Raw genomic sequence first — 20,398 nt, 5'->3', positions numbered from 1 at the left:
TCGCTATTTTTAGGCTTACTGTTCTTTTACCAATAACCTAATACTTCCCATAGAGCTTTCATATGAAAATGAAAGAACATTGATTCTTTTCCTACCAGTCAGCTTTCAGCAAATACGCTCAGAGCTAAAAAAAGGTTTTAATGGTTCCCTAGCGATCTAATACCAGAACAATTGGGAGAATTCCGCTCACGATATTCAAAGGAATCTAAGCGATTATTATCAAACATTAACAGAATTCGATAACTTGTGAGGACTTATAAAGAAAGGAACAACGTAAAATGCACATTAGCGGGAAAGGAAAAGAACAAGCAAGCTACGACGCCATTGTTATCGGATCCGGAATTAGCGGTGGCTGGGCAGCCAAAGAACTGTGTGATAAAGGATTAAAAACATTGGTTTTGGAACGTGGCCCTATGGTTGAACATATTGACGATTACCCAACAGCCATGTTGAGTCCGTGGGAGTTCACGCACAGAGGAGCGCTTCCTCGAGAAATGCAGATGGCCAACCCCATTGTTTCCCGATGTTACGCTTTTGATGATGCTACCCAGCAGTTTTTCGTCAAAGATCAGGAACATCCTTATATCCAGGAAAAACCCTTTGACTGGATCCGGGGCTATCAGGTCGGTGGCAAGTCGTTGCTGTGGGCACGGCAAACACAGCGGTGGAGTGATTATGAATTTGAGGCGCCAGCCAGGGACGGTTTTGCAGTTGATTGGCCCATTCGCTATCGCGACCTGGCACCATGGTATAGCTATGTCGAAAAGTTTATCGGTATCAGTGGAACTCGCGACAACATCCCCAACCTGCCCGACAGTGAGGTATTACCTGCTTTTGAAATGAATGCACTGGAGGAACACATCAAAAGAGAGGTTATAGCCCACTACCCGGAACGACATGTGATCATTGGTCGATGTGCCCACCTAACCAAACCGCAAGCCTTACATGTTAAACAAAGTCGTGGCCAATGTATGGCACGTCATCTCTGCCACCGAGGCTGTCCTTTTGGTGCCTACTTCAGCTCCAATGCATCCACCATACCCTGGGCAAAGGCAACCGGCAATCTCGACCTACAAGCTGACCAGGTGGTACACGCCATCCTGTACAATGAACATAAAAAAAGAGCGGTAGGGGTACGTACCATGCACCGAATCACCAAGGAAGTCAAGGAATACTATGCGCGGATTATATTTGTGAATGCTTCTGCGCTCAATACCAATCTGATTTTGCTAAACTCCAAATCCGCTCGCTTCCCCAATGGTTTAGGCAATGACAATGGGTTGCTTGGTCGTTACATCGCTTTTCACAATTATCGCGGAAACATTACCGCTTCCTTTGAAGGTCTTAACGATCGTTATTATTATGGTAGACGCCCAACCAGTATTTTCATGCCCTCCTTCCGAAATGTTTTTCGACAGGAAACCGATTTTCTGAGGGGGTATATGGTTGCTTTCAACGCCACCCGAAGCGGCTGGCAACACCCTGTTGATGGAATTGGCGAAACACTGAAAGAGCGTCTATCTGAAGCAGGCCCCTGGCAAGTATTCATGATGATGCAGGGAGAAACCGTTCCACGTTATGAAAACCATGTTCGACTCAGTTCCGACCAAAAAGACCCTTGGGGAGTTCCACAGCTCATTACCGCTGTTGATTATACGGAAAATGACGTAAAACTAATGCATGATTTCCTAGCTCAAGGCACGGAAATGCTGGAAAAATCGGGATGCCAATCAATAACAACGGTTGACCGGCAAGATGCCCCCGGCTTGGATATACATGAAATGGGTGGTGTACGTATGGGGCACGATCCAAAAACCTCCCTACTCAACGCTTGGAATCAACTGCATACCTGCAAAAATGTATTTGTTACAGACGGTGCTTGTATGACCTCCACAGGTAATCAAAACCCGTCGCTCACTTATATGGCACTTACCGCACGAGCAGTAAACTATGCCGTAAATGCTATGCGGAAGCAAGACGGCTCTGTTTAGCAGTAATTAAATATGTAAAAGAAACCGTAAGATATGAAGGAAATAGCAAAAATGATGATTATAGGTGGCGGCATGATCATGCTAATTGGTGTAGTCATCTATTTTGCCGGCAATTATTTCAAGTGGTTTGGTCGGCTTCCCGGTGATATTAAGATAGTAAAGCCAGGGTTTAATCTGTATGCTCCCATTGTGAGTATGTTAATCCTTAGTGGGGTGATCAGTTTATTGCTATGGATCTTTAGAAAATTCTTTTGATCGCCAACAAAGCTCCCAAGAATATATTTCGATTGCGTAAAAGAAGATGAATAGAAGAAAGTTTATTACCGATATAACTGTGAGCACCGGTTGCCTGGCTGCTTCTCCATCTCTAACTTTGAACAACTTCCTCCTGCAAACCAAAGAAAAAAGGGGCGAAATCAAGGCAGATACTGTTATTATTGGAGGAGGACTTGGAGGTTGCGCTGCAGCTCTTGCTGCGCTTCGCAACGGGCAGCAGGTCATCTTAACAGAAGAAACTGACTGGCTGGGAGGGCAAACAAGCCAACAAGGTGTTCCCCCGGATGAGCACCAGTGGATAGAGACTCATGGTGCTCCCTGCTCGTATCAACATTTCAGGGGTAGCGTGCGAGAGTACTATCGAAGGAACTATCCTTTAACAGCAGATGCCAAAGGCAGGAAACATCTCAACCCCGGTGATGGATCAGTCTCCCGTTTATGCCACGAACCCACGGTGGCGCTAGCCATATTAACAGAAATGCTGGCACCTTATATCAGTTCAGGCAAGTTGACCTTATTAATGCAACATAAAGCGGTAAAGGCCGACGTCAATGTTGATCAGGTTATGGCTATAACCGTTAGACATACCGACGAAACAAACGAGTTAGTATTACAGGGTTCTTATTTTGTTGATGCAACAGAGCTTGGCGATTTACTGCCATTAAGTGGTACGGCATATGTGAAAGGGGTAGAACCAAAAAAGGAAACAAAAGAACTACATGCGCCTGAAACGGGTGATCCCGAAAATCAACAGGCTTTTACGATGTGTTTAGCGATGGATTACACTCCCGGTGAAAACCACGTGATCGATCAGCCGCGGGATTACCACCTCTGGCGCGATTTTGTGCCAGAGCTAAGCCCACCGTGGTCGGGAAAGCTGCTCGACCTTGCTTATTCCAGCCCACGTACACTAGAGCCAAGCAGGCTAGGCTTTCATCCCGAGGGCGTTCAAACCGGTGATTGCCTCAACCTGTGGAATTACCGTAAGCTTATCAATCGACATAATTTCTTACCCGGTACTTATGCCGGTGATATTACCGTAATGAACTGGCCACAAAATGATTATTTTCTAGGCAATTTAATTGACGTAGACACCGAAATATTTAAAAAACACGTTGATGCCGCTAAACAACTCAGCCTGTCGTTATTCTATTGGTTGCAAACGACTGCTCCTCGACCTGATGGTGGTGAAGGGTGGCCGGGGCTTCGACTTCGCGGAGATATTATGGGCACATCATATGGACTGGCAAAATACCCTTACGTGCGGGAGTCGAGACGTATAAAAGCGTTATTTACCGTGTTGGAAGAACATGTAGGAGCAGAGAACAGGGCTTTGGTTACGGGCAGACGGGATCATAAAAAAGCTGCTCCCTTCTATGACAGTGTGGGCATTGGCTATTATCATATCGATTTACACCCTAGTTCTGGAGGAAATAATTACATTGACTTCTCCTCATTACCCTTTCAAATTCCTTTAGGAGCGCTGTTGCCCATACGGATGAAAAACCTATTACCTGCGAATAAGAATATAGGCACCACACATATTACTAACGGCTGTTATCGATTACATCCCGTAGAATGGAGTATTGGAGAGGCTGTTGGATTATTAACAACATATGCACACGAGAAAAAAGTTCCGCTTAGAGCCATTCGCGAAAATCCCAAGCTATTGACAGATTTTCAGCATTTTTTACATCACGAAGGGATAGAAACAAATTGGCGCCATCTATAGTGGACAAAACCTCTATATGTTAAAAAAATTTAAGGAGAAACACATTAAATTAATAAAACTATAATCTTTAGGTCATATCAAATAGACAGCTTTGCCAGCAACTACTTCAGTGTACAACATACACTTTTAATCAACAATGAGCAAAGCAATTTGATATGTATTTTTTACAACGATTGACAAAAGGATCAAAAAAACGATTCAGTTTTTCCAAAGTATTCTTGCTGTTATTGGGCGTCGTTATGGCTAATCCATTAATGGCCGAAAAGCCATTCCCCTTGAACAGCGAGCAAATCCCTCCGTCACAACAGGAGATAAACGGACAAGTACTTGACGCAACACAAATTCCTATTCCGGGCGTCAGTGTAAGAGAAAAGAGTCGGCCTCAAAATGGCGCCACCACCAATGAAAATGGTGAGTTCCGTTTACAGGCAAGCCCGGGAGCTATTTTAGTGTTTACCTATGTCGGTTATGCAGAGCAAGAAGTCACAGTACCCGAAGACGGTTCGCCATTGACGGTAATTTTACAGGACGCGCCCAACCAGCTGGACGAGGTGGTACTTGTGGGCTATCAATCTTTACGAAGGAGCGATCTTACCGGTTCTATTTCCAGTGTGAAGGCTGAAGAAATTAATGTTAATGCACCAAATCTCGGGCAGGGTTTGGTAGGTAAAGTTGCCGGGGTAGAGATTTCACAAGTAAGCGGTGCTCCCTACGTAACACCAAAAGTTAGGGTAAGGGGGGTAGGCTCTATTAATGCCGGAACTGACCCCTTATACGTGATAGATGGTTATCCCGCAGGTAACGACCTCTTCATTAACCCCAATGATATTGAATCCATCAATGTATTGAAAGATGCGGCATCGGCCGCCATCTATGGTTCACGTGCTGCCGGCGGAGTTATTCTGATCACCACTAAAAAAGGTAGGGAAGCCAGCATGCGTATGGTTTACGATTACCAAGCGGGTATCGACCAACTGGCGAAAAAAGTAGATTTGTTAAACGCCTCTCAATTTGCTCAGTTACACATTGATGGGCATAACGAGGCCTATAAAGACTTGGTGTTAAATACAGGAGGTACCTGGAACGATGCCATGTTCAGCGATGACAATGCCACCCGGGTAGGCCGGGTAGGTAACGCTTCGTCGGTAAGCATTCCGGAAGAGCTGTATGATTTCGCTAATCAACGCATGATCACACCACAATATGATACCGACTGGCAAGATGAGCTTTACCGCAACGCTGTCTTCCAAAGGCACAACCTATCCTTTACCGGCGGGAACGATAAGGCGAGGTATTTTATCAGTGGAAGCTATCAGGATCAGCCCGGAATCATTACCTCCACTGGTCAAAAGCGCATCAATTTTAGAAGCAATGTGGATGCGCAGATCAATGATCGGATAAAAGTTGGAGCAAATGTTTTCATTACCAATATCGATAATCAGGAGGTAGAAGAAGGCCGCTTTAATCAAGGTCCGATCATGGGCGCCTTAGTCTATGCACCTATTTTTCCAGCTTACCTCCCTGATGGCGGCCTGGCAAAAAATGAGATGGCGGCTCTATCAAACAACTTCGCCTTTCAACAAATTGAGAATCCTGTAGCCCTGGCAAGGGAAATGAACATCACACGGAAGGGAACCCGGGGGACCTACAATGCCTACGGGATCTATAACTTCATGCCCGAACTATCCTTTAAGGCGAACCTAGGTTTACAAACGAATAATGAAAAATACGAATATTACCGGCCAACCAGCTTAAGTAATGGCATCTATCCACCGTATTCACCGCAAGCGATTAACAATGCGCTTGCCACGGCCAGACAGACCAATTATCTCGATAAATTGGCAGAGTTCACACTGAACTACCAGAAAAATTGGAAACAGCACAACCTAACGGCATTGGCCGGATACAGCGTACAACAGACTACTAATGATATGCTGAGTGTTTCGGCAAGAGGTTTTGAACACGATCGTATCCAGGAAATCACTGGAGGCGGCACCGATCCAAATGATTTCTTCTTAAACCGTAATACTGCAGGGATGGGGGGCTTAAACAATACCGGAAAGGCCGAATGGACACTAATTTCTTATTTCGCCCGGGCAATTTACAGTTATGGCGACCGCTACTTTTTAACAGCATCGTTCCGTACCGATGGTTCTTCCCGTTTCGGACCACTCAACCGCTGGGGTACCTTCCCATCTGTTTCCGGTGGCTGGACGATTTCCAATGAAGATTTTTATGATGACTGGCTGGGAGCTGGTTCTACTGTTAAATTCAGGGCCAGCTGGGGCTTAAGCGGTAATAATAATATCGGTAACTATAATTATCAGCAAACCTTGGGCAATCCGGTGGGAGTAGTGTTTGGCAATAATGGTACGGTAGTTACCGGAACACTTCCCGGAGCGGTACGCGACCCCGCCCTGGGTTGGGAAACAACCTCGCAGGTAAATATCGGCTTAGACTTGGCATTGCTAAATGGCCGCTTATCTGTCATCGGTAACTATTACAACAGTCGCTCTTACGACCTATTGTTCAATCAGCCGATTCCATCTTTATCGGGATCCGAGTCCTGGCTCACCAACCTCCGGAACGCCGCCGTGCGTAACCGGGGTTTTGACCTGCAAGTGGACGGACGTGTGATTCAGCAGCAAGACTTCAATTTAAATTTAAGCGGTAATTTTTCGCTTAATCGCAATAAGGTTTTGGACATGGGCGGAGCCAATACCATCCTTTCCATGGGCGCCGAAAGGCAGTACATTACCCATATTACTGAACAGGGTTCTCCGATAGGGATGTTTTATGGTTTCCAGGTGGCTGGAATGGTTAGGGAGAGCGATATGGTGGATGGTGTGGCACAGGGTATCGCTCCTTCCGCTGCTTCCAGTAACCCGTTAAAGCCAGGCGATCTTTACTTCGTCGACATCAATGGAGATGGTATTGTAAATGATGAAGACAAGACCATTATTGGTAATCCACATCCCGATTTCTTTTATGGTTTTTCGCTATCTGGAAATTACAAGCGATTGGATTTCAGCGCCGCTTTTAATGGGGTTTATGGAGCAGATGTGCTCGATGGTCAATCGTACTACATCTATAATATGGAAGGATCGGGCAACCAATACACGATAACGGAGAACAGATATCGCTCAGAAGCGCAGCCCGGCGATGGCATACATTATCGCGCATCCCGTGCCGGCACACAGAGCAACAGTACCCGTTTATCGTCCTTTTATTTACGTGACGGATCTTTCTTACGATGCACCAATATTTCCGTCGGTTATACCATTCCGAACCTATCGGCTGTTACCAACAATACGATTCAAAATATCCGGGTATATGCCAGTGTAAACAACCCTTTTACGATTACCGATTATATGGGTTACAACCCAGAAGTAGATTACAATAATGGGGCAAATCTCACCCCTGGTGTAGATTACGGTAAATATCCATTGGTACGCTCCTTCAATCTAGGTGCCCGTTTAACATTTTAATTTGCAGCATAATGAAACTTTTAAATAGCACAATGAATACACGCATTTCTTTGACAAAAGGTATATGGTGCTGTCTATTGATAGCGGCCACGATGGTCAGTGCTTGTAGTAAAGACTTTATCGATAAAAGTGATCCCAACGCATCCAGTGTAAACGACGCCATACAGAGTGAAGCGGATGTTGTCAACCATGTAAACGGGATTTACGAAGCTTTGCGGGACAACGATATCCTCAGCGAAAATAGCGGGTTGTATACCGACGAACGTTCGGACGATGGTGGCCGGGATGATAATCAATCCAATGCGGGAGAACCCTTTCAGTTTAATGACTTTTCGATCCTTCCCAGCAATTCTTACCTAAAACGGCATTGGTTAGGTTTATACCAGTCGATTACCCGAGCTAATTTTGTGCTCGACCGTATGGAAGACATTCCATTTACGGATGAAGGCCAGAAAGCACAGCTCCGTGCCCAAACCAAGTTTTTAAGGGCCCTATTTTATTATCACTTGGTTCGCAAGTGGGGGGACGTTCCTTTAGTAACCGTGCCGCTAACCACACAGGAAGAAATACAGGCCAGTACTTACAGGGAAAATCAGGCCGTGGTCTATGAACAGATTATAGCCGACCTGAGCGACGCCGTGAGCAGTCCGCTCCCCGAGCAACAAACGGGCGGTAATCTGGGAAGGGTTTCCAAGGCCGCGGCGAACGCACTATTAGGCGAAGTCTATTTAACAATGGCCAAAACCTTAGACAATGACGACAGACAATCCCATTTGGAACAGGCCAGGACCTACCTAACAGCGGCTTATAATATGCGTAGCTTCAACCGTTTGGCCGATATTCCCTACACCGATGTATTTGATGTGGATCGGCAAGCCAATTGTCCGGAAATTATCTTTTCCGTTGTATATATACAAGGTGATCAAAATTTTTCATCCCGTATTGCGGCCAATAGCCAAGCTGCCGGAGAAACAATCAATTCGCGAAGGCCGGGTAGCGGTGTAGGTATGCGTGCATCGCTGGATCTTGTGAATGATTATGAAGAGGATGATTTACGCAAAGACTTTACCGTCAAGTTTGCCAACGCGCCATCCGTCGGCGATTGGTTCGTAACCAAATACCGCGACACGAGTGAAGCGGCAGGCGACAATGGTTTTGGTGGAAACAATTGGGTTTTGATGCGCTATGCCGATGTTATTTTACAATTGGCGGAAATCCATGCCGAACTGGGAAATGATGGAGAGGCCATTACTTATTTAAATATGGTACGGGAGAGAGCGGAACGCCCGACTTATCAGGAAATGCAATCGCTAAGCACCTATACCAGTAAATACCCTACCTTAAAGTTGGCAATTCTTCATGAGCGCCGTTCCGAATTGGCCTTCGAGCATAAGCGTCTGTTCGATTTATTACGTTTTTTTACTATTGAAGAGCTCACTGCCTTCTTCCGGTCAAAACAACAATCAGAATATGGAAGAGCCAGTTTAAATAATTTTTCCGGCAAAGACCGCTATTTTCCAATTCCATTGGATGAATATCGTTTAGATCCCGAAAGGATGTACCAAAACCCCGGTTATTAAATTTACCGTGATGTAACCATTTTTCCATAACAGGATAGGGCTACTCCCTATCCTGTTATTATTACGCGCTCACGATTAGCACTCCAAAAAATAAAGCGGGTGATTCGCATCAGCCGCTTTACACTAACTAAACTAAACAACTATATAAACAATCTATATAGGGATCTTACGTCGGCTGGCTTACAAGTAGTGCCGATAAAAAATTTAAGCTTCCAAAAGCTGATCTGCATTCATGGAGTCAGCGATAACTTTTCTCCAGTCCTCCCGCTCAGGAATTCCAGGTTTACGTTTACCAAAAAACTGCACAATAATATCCCCCGCTGCATCATAAGCCTCGATACTCGTTACATGGCCGTCGTCTGTAGGTTTTTTCACTACCCAAATATTTTCTATGGCATCTTCCCGAAGATGCATATTGAATTCGGGATCAAGCACATTGAACCAAGGACCTGTTTGTAAGAGCCGTTTTGCCTGCCCGGTATGAATCTGTATACAACCTTTATTTCCGATAAAGACCATAATTTCCAAGGATCTTGCCGAGACCGCTTCCAAAATACTTTTCAGCACACCGAGGTCGATTTTATGGGTATGCCTATCCGGTGCCAAACGCATAGCCTGCGTGCGGGTTACACCAAACTTACGTAACATCCCGTGGAATTCATGGGTGTCTTTTAAAGCCAACCAAGCAGCCTTAAAAGCATCGACATCTATTTCATTGTCAGGTTTCTCATCCATTTTTCCCGGTGTATCTTCTATAACCAAAGATTCCTCCTGATCTTCGGCTTTGAAGTTTGCTACCAGTTGGTTATAAGCCTCTTCGTTACTTTGATCTTGCAAGTAGATTTTATGGACAGCCTCCCCGTCTTTGCCAAAAAACTGGAGGCTTTTCCGTCCATTTTCATTTACCGAAAATGCAAACTTCCATGCATTTAAGAATAGACGTAAATCGATATCCGGGTTCACGACCAAGCCAACATGGCCATTAACACCTACTTTACGGTATTCGCCCTTCCGCTCGTGTACGGCAAAATCATTCCGCGTTAAAGCCATCACATAACCTAAAGAAGGCACCTCTTTCAGTATCTCTTCTATTTCCCTTCTGAGCTGTATGGTGCCTGTAGATACGGCGACCAGCTCTGCCTCTGTTACACCAAGTTCTTTGGCGGCATCCCGTATACGTACTTTTGGATGTTGTGTTTTGAATGTATTATACTTTTCTCTTAAAGACGCTTTTGTAGAATCCATTTTTTATCAGTTTAAAATTGCACTGGGCATAATTAATGGGCATCGGGTATTTTCCCCTGCCATCAATTCAACCCGAATATTAAAAGCTTCATGTATATGATCACATGTGATCACTTCTATCGGTGTCCCGAATGCTATTTTTTGTCCATTTTTTAATAATAATACTTTGTCCGAATAACGGGAAGCAAAATTGATATCATGCAGTATACATACGACACAGAAGCCTCGATTGGCTAAAGAACGTGCCAATTGCAAAACCTGCTGCTGATACAATAGATCCAATCCGTTTGTTGGTTCATCTAGCAATAACAACCCTTGTGGCTGATCATAGATTTGCGCAATTACCCGAGCCAGTTGTACCCGTTGCTGCTCCCCTCCCGATAGGGTATTATAATCCCGGTTACTAAAAGAAGTTACTCCCGTTTCCTCCATTGCTGCTTTCACCACCTGTATATCATTCGCCGAGGGCTGGTGTTCAAAATGCGGGTAACGTCCCATCATCACTATCTCATGAACAGTAAAAGAAACGGAAATCGTATTATGCTGGCTCAGCACGGACCTAAATTTGGACAAATCCTTCAATTTATAGTTTCGGATAGGATTGCCTTTTATGAAAATTTCTCCACTGCTTGCTTGCCCATCTTTACATAATAACTTGAGTAAGGTACTTTTTCCCGCACCATTTGCCCCAATTATGGATAAAAGCTCTCCAGCTTGCACATCGAAGCCGATATCTTGAAGCAATACTTTCTTACCAACGTTATATGACAAATGTTCTACTTTAATCATGACACATTTGAATAAGCCGTATATTATATGTACAACACACAAACCTCTTATTTAAAATCATTCTAAGTTAATAATCAAATTCGGGATATCAAAAAAATACGAAAACTTAATTCCAGTTTCTTTTTCTTCGCTCCCTGAAAATGATATACATAAATATGGGTGTTCCAATCATTGCCGTCAATATCCCTATTGGAAGCTCTGCCGGCGCCACCAAGGTCCTGGACACTAAATCTGCCAAAACCAACACGGTAGCTCCCAATAATGCCGAACCGGGAATTATCAATCGATTATCGGCAGAAAAGGCCATTCTTAAAATATGTGGCACGACCAACCCAACGAAGCCAATCACACCTGACACCGCGACCGATGCTCCTACACCCAAGGTAGCTAAAACAATAATCAACTTCTTCAGGAGGCTCACATTGACCCCCATATGTCCTGCCTGAGCTTCTCCAAGGGCTATTGCATTAAGCTGTTTAGCTATCAAGGGCAAGCCAATCAGTGGGATGACCACAAAAGGCAGAATACTGGTCACCGTTTTCCAGCTCGCTCCTCCCAAACTGCCTAAACTCCAGAAAGTAATATTGCGCAATTGTTCATCACTTGACATATAAGTTAGCAATCCGGTAAAGGACCCGGCAAGTGCATTGATGGCAATACCCACCAATAATAAAGTTGCAATATTTGTTTTTCCGCCAACATTGGCAACGCTGTAGACCAAAAAAGTGGTGATACATGCACCAGCAAAAGCGGCTATCGCCAAGGCATGATAACCAAAAGCTATTGTTAAAAACTTGACTTCTAAAACAATCACCAATACAGCGAACAGGGAAGCTCCCGAGGAAATACCTATTAACCCAGGTTCAGCCAATGGATTTCTGAAAAGGCCCTGCATAGCGGCCCCTGCTATAGCTAAGCTGCTTCCTACCAGAATGCCCAATAGCACTCTCGGTAATCGCAAGCTGAACAGCACAGCTTCCTGTTGCCTCGTAAAATTGATCTCATCGCTTATACTTAAGCGATAGGCGACTAAAGATCTCAGCTCTCCGGCATTAATTTTTACAGCACCGACGCAAACCGATAATGCAGCTGATAGCAACAACAATACACCCAATCCAAGTAATATGATACTGTAGTTTTTCAATGTATTTTTTCTGACAGTTCTTTTACTGCTTTGCCCAAACGTTGACTGAAGCCGGTAAGGAACTGACCATCCATTTCAACAAATTTTTGATTCTTCCCGGCATTGGTCTCTTTTACACCTTGCACTTCCAATAAGCCTTTTGCTCCCCCCAGGCTTTCCAGTCCCGAAGAAAACAGCAGGATCACGTCAGGGTTGGCCGCCACAAGCGCTTCGGCCGTTAGGGGTTTATAGTCGGCAAAACCGGTGATCGCATTTTCACCACCGGCAAGCTCGATGACTTTTGCCGCTTGGGTGTCATCGCCCCCAACCATCATGGTTCCCGTTCCACGGGCATAGATAAATAATACCTTTGGTTTAGGCGCCGCATCATCCAGCGACTTTACCTCCGCTAAATCCGCATCCAGTGCTTGAATGATGGAATCGCCTCTTTGTTTAAATCCTAAACTATCGGTGACGCTGGCAATAAGACTTTTTGTTCCTTCTACGGAGTACGCTTGATCGAATAGTAACACCTTCACCCCTGAAGACGTCAATTGATCTTTCATAACGGAACTCACCTCATTGTTAATACCGATTACGATATCCGGATCGAGCCCTAATACCCCTTCTGCAGCAATTTTTGTACTATGCCCTACTTTTGGCTTCTGCAAAATTGACTTTGGATAAGTACTGGCAACATCCACCCCTACAATCTGGTCTTCCAGACCTAGGTCTGCCAAAATTTCGGTTATCGATCCGTTAATGGATACGATGCGGGTAGAATCATCAACTAGGGTATCTCCCGTTGTCTGATCACTACTGCGGCAGGCAAAAATCGTTACTGCGAAAAGCAGCATGATTATATTAAAAAATATTTTTCTCATCTGTCAATTGTCTGTATTAATGTTACTTTTTTCATCAATTGTTTATATGTAAAGGCATTCATGTTTTCCCTTAACGAAGGTTTCCGCGAAAAGTAACCAAAACCGAGGAGCTCCGCGACGAGCTCATGAATCACTGATAAGATGCTATTTCAAATTTTGAATGCCGATTTTGTAGGTTATGTTCCGTTTTTTCATCAATAGATCATCGGGAAGACATTGTTTTACCAAATTCCGGTCTGCACCACTCCCAATGGTGCGAGACCGGATATTTGAAACCAACCAAACCTACATGAAACATGTAATTCTTTATCCTCTCGTAACGAGTTGGAATTCGATTTCCGGACGGCCACGTTCGCCACTATCGCCGGGTCCCATACTATTAAATTTTAACTTATATACGTTGCCTGCTGCATCCTTTATCACATAAAAGCGATCTTCTAAGCGTCGCGCTGGTTCAGGACTTGTCACACGCCACTTTGAACCTATTACATCAATATCATTACTCCACGTAATTGCACCCAAGTGATTTTCGGCGAAGTCTTCATAAGATGTTCCGTCTTCAACTAATACTTCTGCTGCTGTTACACCTCCTAGATGATTAATAAATACTAAATCAGAAAAAGGATAAGGGAAATTAGCCGTATAATACATACTATATCCCCATACAATATCCCAGTTGGTTCTATCTGGCTCTACAGATACCAGATCTCCTGTTTTAAACGATGCATAGCTGAAATTGTAGTCTGCATTTTTCTCCACTTCAATCGTGTTAAAAGAATTTTCATCAATTTGTGCGTATTGCACCGCATAACCACCGTTGTCGCTTCTAAGTACTCTTACTTTATATACATTTTCCGGCAGGACTTCTGTTCCTCCCGCAGTACTGATAACATAAACCTTGTTCGCTGTTTCGTCCTCAGCTATGGGTGCAATTACCGTTCCTTCAATAGACCCGTCAACAGCATCTATCATATCCAAGGTACCTTGACCTTGCCCTACCGCCAAAGTTGATATATCAAAGTTCTCGGAATTTACTGCGTTTAAATCGGTTTCCCCCGTAGCTATGGCGGCCGCGCCAATCATATTATTTAGTTTCACCTGAAATTCATCGCCGGTATAAAGTGCCAGATCCCAAGAATCCCTTTTCACGGGCACTTGATTTTCTGCGCTAAAATCAACATAAACTGCATTTTCTGCTGCATTTCCACCATCCCCACCTTCCAAGGTCATCACCGAACCATCTGACGGTGGAATCTCAGGTGCGACATCATCGCTTTTTCCGCAAGCACTCATTGCCACGATAAGCGCTAACGCTATCCAGCTCTCTTTTTGGTAAATTCTTTTCATTGTATTATTTCTATTGGTTAAACCTGTTTTACGTATTGCATTTATGTATATGTTATAGCCTCCGGATATTGATATCATATTTCAAACCTAGAAAATACGATCTACCGTAGCTGATCGGAATAGGACCTGTATCCGTTGCATGTGCACCGCCCGAACCCAGCGAAGTATTATCGAGGGTAGTTACATCAAAAAGGTTGCGCACACCTCCGCTTAGTGTCAAACCTTGCATCAAAACCTTATTTAAGGTAAGATCCGCTGTGTGGTAAGATTGAATTTCAAACCTTCTGGCACTTATTCTACCGTCATCACCGGCTATGGCATTAAAGCCTATGCGCTGTCCGTTGAACTTGTAGTAAAGATTAAGTCCTGCTTTCCATTTCGGTATATGATAGTTAATGACAGCGTTGACTTCAGGTGTCCAGCGCATGCTCGGAATATGATCAATTTCATCTGCCAGGCGATTATATCGACCGATATAGGAGAACCCCAGTTTGGCTACAATCTCTTTGTAGGAGAAGCTATTTTCCCAGGTTCCTCCTGCGGTGCGGAATTTATCGATATTAATATACGTATTAACCGTTGGCCGACTGGGATCTATGCCGGTGTTTATCTGATCGTTGAAGTCGTTATAAAATCCATTTAAGGTGCTCATCCATTGCATTGTACCATCCTGCAGACCCGACCAGCTCAAACTGGCCTGATAGCTATTGGAATGTTCTGCTTTTAAATCCGGATTTCCCACAACAGCATGATTGGCATCAAAGAAAGTGAAATACAGTTCACGTAAAGCAGGGGAACGAAAACCCCGACCATAGGAAGCCCTCAGATCAAACTGATCATTTATGCTCCACTTAGCATTTATAGAAGGAATGACCGGCGGGGCGTCATATACCGAATTATAGATAAATCGCATGCCGGGACGGATCAATAAATTTCTTGTCAATCCCCATTCGCCGGATATAAAGAAAGCATAATCGTTAATCCTCGGATCTCCGTCGATACGCTGTCCGGTGCCCTTGTCTGATCGGTATTCTAAGCCAGGCTGCAAGATAAAATTATCCGCTACGGTGTATTGCGCTGTTAACCTTAATACGCTAGTTAGAAAGGTTGCGGTATCCTGCGCCCCGGCATTAGTGGAAAGTTCTGTTGTACCATTTCGGTAATCCCGTACCACCGAACGGGTTCGGCGTTCATAATCCTGATAAGAGCCACTGAAGTTAAAGGACAAACGATGATTAGCCATGAATCTTCCTTGGAGTTGATGTGTCCAGCGATCAGTAAGGTAGTTGACCCGAGATTGCCGATAAGTGCTGGTATTTAAATTTCCCAGATTCAATATATCTTCGTTATTATAATCTAAGCGATAATTAAGATCCCATCTGGCCGTGCCGTAACCTAAGCTACCCGATCCAAACCATTGATCCTTCGGCATCCAATGATCGATAGCTCCAGAGCCGCCTCCAACATAACCGCCTGCATTATTTCTACTGCCCGAAACACTGGCCTTCCAACCTTTATTACCCCACAAAGCGCTAATATTAGCATTATGGATACCATCGTTTTGTAGAAAGTCGTAGTTTTCAGCTATTGTTTCCTCTTGTAGGCGCGCCGATAATAGCAATTGGTCGCTTTCCACTTTTTTCGTAATGATATTGATCACTCCTGCTAAGGCATCTGTACCATAACTTACTGCCATGGGCCCTTCCACAATCTCTATACGCTCAATGGTATTGATATCTATTTGACTCAGGCTTTGTGCTAAATCACCTCTGTCTACTATGGGCAAACCATCTACCATGACTTTCACATTTCTTCCGCCCATTCCCATGAGCTCGATTCCAGATTCACCCAGAGCCATATCATTGCTAAAGCGAATACCCAACTCCGTATTCAATACGTTTTCTACAGAAGTCGAAGCTCGAGCCAAAATTTGATCTTGCCCGATGGTACGGATGCGATATACCGAATTTTTCAGCGACTGCGGCTCAAATTGACCGGTTACCACCACTTCGTTCAAGTCGTAGGCGGTGGCTTTCAACACGATATCATCTAGCTGCAGCTTTTCTGCAGGCTTTACTTTGATGGCTATTGTTTGATCTAAAATTCCCAAACATTTTAATTGCAGCTCATATGAGCCCGCCGGAAGACTTAAGGTGTAAATACCCTGTTCATTGGTACGGGTAAGGTAGTTTGTACCTTTTGCCAAAACGGTGATATTCGGGGCAGCTTTAGCATCTGAGCTCAAAAGCTTACCAGTTACAAAAGCTTCATCCTGCTGTGCTATGCTATGTACGTATATACCCATTATTATTGCCCAAACACCAAATGATCGCAACATTATTTAGAATCATTATTAATTACTCGGCAAGTATAAGGCTTATTTAGATTAAGTACAAATAATATTTCAATTTAGAACAACGTTTCCCCTCAAAAAACTAAGGCCGTTGTTAAAATAACACGAAGAGAGGCTGATAATGAGGAGGTAAGAGTATTATTGAGATGAGGATGAGCGTAAAATTGGCAAGTCTATATGTTATTGCTTGGAAGACTATTAGGTTGTCAGAACAGGTGCACGACCTTATAGGTACCAGGTCGTGCCAACATTTTTAACTAAAACTCTCCTACCTGGCTTTGTAAAAACTTCTGCAACTTTGGTTGTATCACCGCTGCACAGTAAGGGTTATCTGGATTATTGTTAAAATAATCATGGTGATAATCTTCTGCTTCATAAAATTCCTGCGCTTCTTCTACCTCAGTCACAATAGAATCGTTAAAAACATTTTCGTCAGTTAACTTATTAATAAACGTCTCCGCCTCAAATTTCTGCTCGGGATTGTGAAAAAACACCACCGATCGGTATTGTGTTCCTACGTCGTTGCCCTGGCGGTTTAAGGTGGTAGGATCGTGCGTTTTAAAGAAAATGCCGAGCAGTTTTTTATACGACAAAATTTCTGGGTCATAATCTATTTGCACAACTTCTGCATGCCCGGTGTTACCAGTGCAGATCTCTTTATACGTTGGATTTTCAGTATGCCCTCCCATATATCCGGGTAACACCTTGTTAACGCCTTCCAACTGTTGAAAAATTACTTCTGTACACCAAAAGCAGCCCCCGCCAAATGTTGCTTTCATATGCTTTCTGTTTAATTGTTAATAATCGATCATTTGGTTCTCCACTAAGATATTAAAAAACCTAAAAAAGTGACTGCTGCCCATTATCCTCCATATCGATATCATCTGGATTAGTAATTTCAAAATCTACCTTATTTGGTGCTTTCGATTGGTCAAGCTCGGAAGAGCCTTGATCTCCGTCACCCGCTTTTTCTTTTACACCAGCATCGCTTTGCGAATCTAATACTTCGGAAACTTCTTCTGTCTTTTCCTCTTTCGCTATTTCTTTACTGAGATCTTCTTCAGCGCTCAGCAATTTAATCTTTTTTATCTCGTGTTGGCTCAGTCGATTGCCCTGTGCCTTCATTCCTTTAATATCAACAATTTCTTCGAGCGCTTGTTCAAAACTTTCTTGTATTCTACTTTTACCTTTTAAAATTTTCAGCTCTACAACCGGGGTACCGGCATTTGTGAGAAGAACAAGTTTTGAGCCCACTTCATCATTGATGATAGAAGTGCTTTTACCTATCGGTGTATTCTCGAAAGCGAAACGCTTCACTAAATAATTGCCTGATTTTCCGTCGATATGTACAGCCGTATACACGTGCCCTGGTTTATATTTTTCGATCCGGATCATTTTTGGATCGAAATGGTTGGTGAGCTCAAAGCTGCTCAAGCTATAGGTACCGTCTGGCATGACAACTAATATGCGATCGTCTCCATCGAATTCTCCAAGGTAGGTTCCCCTACCATCTACATTTAAGCGCTTCAATACATCATCGAACCATATTTTACGGCCTGCCAATGTAGACACCCCTTTAGCCTTAAACGTTATTTTCTTGATAGGATATTTACTAACAATGTTGCCCTGTGAACCTCTACCCTTGATCGCTATATCGGCAAAATCAAGATCAAATTGTAGCTTACGTAGCTTGGAGTGCGATTTGAGCTGCACATGAACAACCTCTGCTTCTCCATTTGGATTAGCAGTGAAATACAACACTTTTGACCCTTTGCTACCTTTTGTAAGATCATATACCTTATCTCGCGTTACCCCTAAAATAGCAAAGCGTTTTACGTAAGAAACACCTGTTTTGGCATCTCGGTAAACCATATTGTACACGGTACGTTCGTCTCCTTTTTTAAAGACGCCGACATGGATAATATCTTTTCCAACAAATACCTTGTCCTGCACTTTGGTAACGAGGCACGTACCATTCTCAAGGAAGGTGATGATGTCATCAATATCTGAACAGTCACCTATATACTCATCCTTTTTCAAGCCGGTACCGATAAAGCCGTCCGCACGGTTTACGTATAACTTGACGTTTGCGAGGGCAACTTGTGACGCCTCCACTTTCTCAAAGACCCTTAATTCTGTTCTACGCTCGCGGCCTTTAGCATATTTTTCCTTTAGTCTCTCGTACCAGGCGATTGCATAGTCTGTAAGATGCCTCAAGTGATGTTTTACCTCCTTGATCTCGTTTTCCAGTGATTTCATCTGCTCATCTGCCTTCTTCACATCAAAGCGTGTGATACTGCTCATTGGTTTGTCGATAAGCTTCTTATAATCCTCCGGAAGGATCTCCCGATAGAACTGATCGAAAAACGGTGTAAATAAACGATTTAATACGTCTACGACCACCTCGAAATTCCCTGAATTTTCATAATCAGGATGCTTATACATACCTTCCTGAATAAATATTTTCAGCAATGAGCTAAAGAATATCTTTTCCTGCAGTTCATTCAGGCGAATTTCGAGCTCTAGCTTTAACAAAGCCCTTGTATTCTTTGTGTTCTCGATAAGTATATCGTTTACACTCATAAAATAAGGCTTTTCTTTACGGATTACACAGGTATTTGGAGAGATGGAGACCTCACAATCTGTAAAGGCGTATAAAGCATCAATGGTTACGTCAGGGGAAATTCCCGGAGCGAGGTGAACAATAACTTCTACAGCTGCCGCCGTGTTATCTTCTATTTTTTTAATTTTTATTTTACCCTTATCATTCGCAGATATCACGCTATCAATAAGGCCTCCGGTAGTGGTACCGTAAGGTATCTCCGTAATAGCCAATGTTTTCTTATCACGTTCTTCTATCCGAGCTCTCACTTTCACTTTTCCGCCACGCATACCTTCATTATACGCGGAGACATCGGCTAAACCTCCTGTAGGGAAGTCTGGCAATAAGCTGGGCCGTCCACCTCGTAACACTTCAATGGAACCATCAATCAGTTCAATAAAATTATGCGGCATGATCTTGGTGGCCAGGCCTACGGCTATGCCTTCGGCACCCTGGGCCAAGAGCAACGGAAACTTTATGGGAAAGGTGACGGGCTCTTTGTTCCGTCCATCGTAGCTTAACTGCCATTCGGTGGTATCAGGGTTAAAGACTACATCATTGGCAAACTTGCTCAAGCGTCCTTCGATATACCGTGGAGCCGCAGCTGCATCGCCCGTAATTGGGTCTCCCCAGTTTCCTTGGCAATCTATCAATAAATTTTTCTGTCCGATCTGTACCATGGCATCTCCGATGGAAGCATCTCCGTGTGGATGATATTTCATGGTGTTACCTATGACATTTGCGGCTTTGTTAAAGCGTCCGTCGTCCATCTCTTTCAATGAATGGAGAATACGTCGTTGAACGGGTTTTAAACCATCATTAATATGCGGTACTGCTCTATCCAATATGACATACGATGCGTAGTCTAAAAACCAATTTTCGTACAGTCCGGATAAAGGCGTACTCTGATTATGGCTTAAATCTTCATCTTGCTGATCGCCGGAAAGCTCGTTATTGTTTAATTCTTCGCTCATCTTTTAGTAATTAC

General features: G+C 43.7%; 13 protein-coding genes. 5 read left to right on the top strand and 8 right to left on the bottom strand.

The window, feature by feature from the left end:
* The first annotated feature begins 278 nt into the window (after positions 1-278).
* The 5 genes from H8S90_RS07730 (at position 279) to H8S90_RS07710 (ending at position 9,067) form a co-directional block, all read left to right on the top strand.
* The gene (locus tag H8S90_RS07730; RefSeq protein WP_187341987.1) at positions 279-1,991 is read left to right on the top strand and encodes a GMC oxidoreductase; all 1,713 of its coding nucleotides are present in this window, start codon (positions 279-281) and stop codon (positions 1,989-1,991) included.
* A 33-nt stretch (positions 1,992-2,024) separates the two neighbouring features.
* Positions 2,025-2,246: a DUF2905 domain-containing protein gene (locus H8S90_RS07725; RefSeq protein WP_255501859.1), complete on the top strand. Its 222-nt coding sequence runs from the start codon at positions 2,025-2,027 to the stop codon at positions 2,244-2,246.
* 46 nt (positions 2,247-2,292) lie between these two features.
* On the top strand, positions 2,293-3,999 hold the full coding sequence (locus H8S90_RS07720) for an FAD-dependent oxidoreductase (RefSeq protein WP_187341986.1): 1,707 nt from the start codon (positions 2,293-2,295) through the stop codon (positions 3,997-3,999).
* Positions 4,000-4,154: 155 nt separating this feature from the next.
* Positions 4,155-7,487 (top strand): TonB-dependent receptor, encoded by a 3,333-nt coding sequence (locus tag H8S90_RS07715; protein WP_187341985.1) that lies wholly within the window; start codon positions 4,155-4,157, stop codon positions 7,485-7,487.
* Between the two features lie 32 nt (positions 7,488-7,519).
* Positions 7,520-9,067 (top strand): RagB/SusD family nutrient uptake outer membrane protein, encoded by a 1,548-nt coding sequence (locus H8S90_RS07710; RefSeq protein WP_187341984.1) that lies wholly within the window; start codon positions 7,520-7,522, stop codon positions 9,065-9,067.
* A 204-nt stretch (positions 9,068-9,271) separates the two neighbouring features.
* Here the strand turns inward: H8S90_RS07710 and H8S90_RS07705 are convergent, their stop codons facing one another.
* The 8 genes from H8S90_RS07705 to H8S90_RS07670 form a co-directional block, all read right to left on the bottom strand.
* Positions 9,272-10,312, bottom strand: a complete 1,041-nt coding sequence (locus H8S90_RS07705) for a hemin-degrading factor (protein WP_187341983.1) — start codon at positions 10,310-10,312, stop codon at positions 9,272-9,274.
* A gap of 6 nt (positions 10,313-10,318) precedes the next feature.
* A complete protein-coding gene (locus H8S90_RS07700; RefSeq protein WP_187341982.1) occupies positions 10,319-11,101 on the bottom strand; it encodes a heme ABC transporter ATP-binding protein in 783 nt (260 codons plus the stop codon).
* A 106-nt stretch (positions 11,102-11,207) separates the two neighbouring features.
* Complete coding sequence (locus H8S90_RS07695) at positions 11,208-12,245, bottom strand: iron ABC transporter permease (RefSeq protein WP_255501858.1); 1,038 nt, start codon at positions 12,243-12,245, stop codon at positions 11,208-11,210.
* The gene (locus H8S90_RS07690) at positions 12,242-13,108 is read right to left on the bottom strand and encodes a hemin ABC transporter substrate-binding protein (RefSeq protein WP_255501857.1); all 867 of its coding nucleotides are present in this window, start codon (positions 13,106-13,108) and stop codon (positions 12,242-12,244) included. Before H8S90_RS07690 ends, H8S90_RS07695 begins: the two co-directional genes overlap by 4 nt.
* Before the next feature lie 306 nt (positions 13,109-13,414).
* The gene (locus tag H8S90_RS07685) at positions 13,415-14,455 is read right to left on the bottom strand and encodes an HmuY family protein (RefSeq protein ID WP_187341981.1); all 1,041 of its coding nucleotides are present in this window, start codon (positions 14,453-14,455) and stop codon (positions 13,415-13,417) included.
* Positions 14,456-14,507: 52 nt separating this feature from the next.
* Positions 14,508-16,760, bottom strand: coding sequence for a TonB-dependent receptor (locus H8S90_RS07680; protein WP_187341980.1), 2,253 nt, complete (start codon positions 16,758-16,760; stop codon positions 14,508-14,510).
* Between the two features lie 305 nt (positions 16,761-17,065).
* Entirely contained in the window at positions 17,066-17,587 is a 522-nt protein-coding gene (gene msrA / locus H8S90_RS07675) for a peptide-methionine (S)-S-oxide reductase MsrA (protein ID WP_187341979.1), read from the bottom strand.
* A 61-nt stretch (positions 17,588-17,648) separates the two neighbouring features.
* The gene (locus tag H8S90_RS07670) at positions 17,649-20,384 is read right to left on the bottom strand and encodes a DNA gyrase/topoisomerase IV subunit A (RefSeq protein WP_187341978.1); all 2,736 of its coding nucleotides are present in this window, start codon (positions 20,382-20,384) and stop codon (positions 17,649-17,651) included.
* Positions 20,385-20,398: the final 14 nt, after the last annotated feature.

The sequence above is a fragment of the Olivibacter sp. SDN3 genome, from assembly GCF_014334135.1.
Lineage (GTDB): Bacteria > Bacteroidota > Bacteroidia > Sphingobacteriales > Sphingobacteriaceae > Olivibacter.
Note: the sequence above shows the minus strand (reverse complement) of the source record. Positions and strands in the feature narration are given on the sequence as shown.

What these genes read in the sequence shown, in the direction of transcription:
- H8S90_RS07730 (WP_187341987.1), top strand. Translation starts at nt 279, where the DNA reads ATGCACATTAGCGGGAAAGGAAAAGAACAAGCAAGCTACGACGCCATT.
- H8S90_RS07725 (WP_255501859.1), top strand. Translation starts at nt 2,025, where the DNA reads ATGAAGGAAATAGCAAAAATGATGATTATAGGTGGCGGCATGATCATG.
- H8S90_RS07720 (WP_187341986.1), top strand. Translation starts at nt 2,293, where the DNA reads ATGAATAGAAGAAAGTTTATTACCGATATAACTGTGAGCACCGGTTGC.
- H8S90_RS07715 (WP_187341985.1), top strand. Translation starts at nt 4,155, where the DNA reads ATGTATTTTTTACAACGATTGACAAAAGGATCAAAAAAACGATTCAGT.
- H8S90_RS07710 (WP_187341984.1), top strand. Translation starts at nt 7,520, where the DNA reads ATGAATACACGCATTTCTTTGACAAAAGGTATATGGTGCTGTCTATTG.
- H8S90_RS07705 (WP_187341983.1), bottom strand. Translation starts at nt 10,312, where the DNA reads ATGGATTCTACAAAAGCGTCTTTAAGAGAAAAGTATAATACATTCAAA.
- H8S90_RS07700 (WP_187341982.1), bottom strand. Translation starts at nt 11,101, where the DNA reads ATGATTAAAGTAGAACATTTGTCATATAACGTTGGTAAGAAAGTATTG.
- H8S90_RS07690 (WP_255501857.1), bottom strand. Translation starts at nt 13,108, where the DNA reads ATGAGAAAAATATTTTTTAATATAATCATGCTGCTTTTCGCAGTAACG.
- H8S90_RS07685 (WP_187341981.1), bottom strand. Translation starts at nt 14,455, where the DNA reads ATGAAAAGAATTTACCAAAAAGAGAGCTGGATAGCGTTAGCGCTTATC.
- H8S90_RS07680 (WP_187341980.1), bottom strand. Translation starts at nt 16,760, where the DNA reads ATGGGTATATACGTACATAGCATAGCACAGCAGGATGAAGCTTTTGTA.
- msrA (WP_187341979.1), bottom strand. Translation starts at nt 17,587, where the DNA reads ATGAAAGCAACATTTGGCGGGGGCTGCTTTTGGTGTACAGAAGTAATT.
- H8S90_RS07670 (WP_187341978.1), bottom strand. Translation starts at nt 20,384, where the DNA reads ATGAGCGAAGAATTAAACAATAACGAGCTTTCCGGCGATCAGCAAGAT.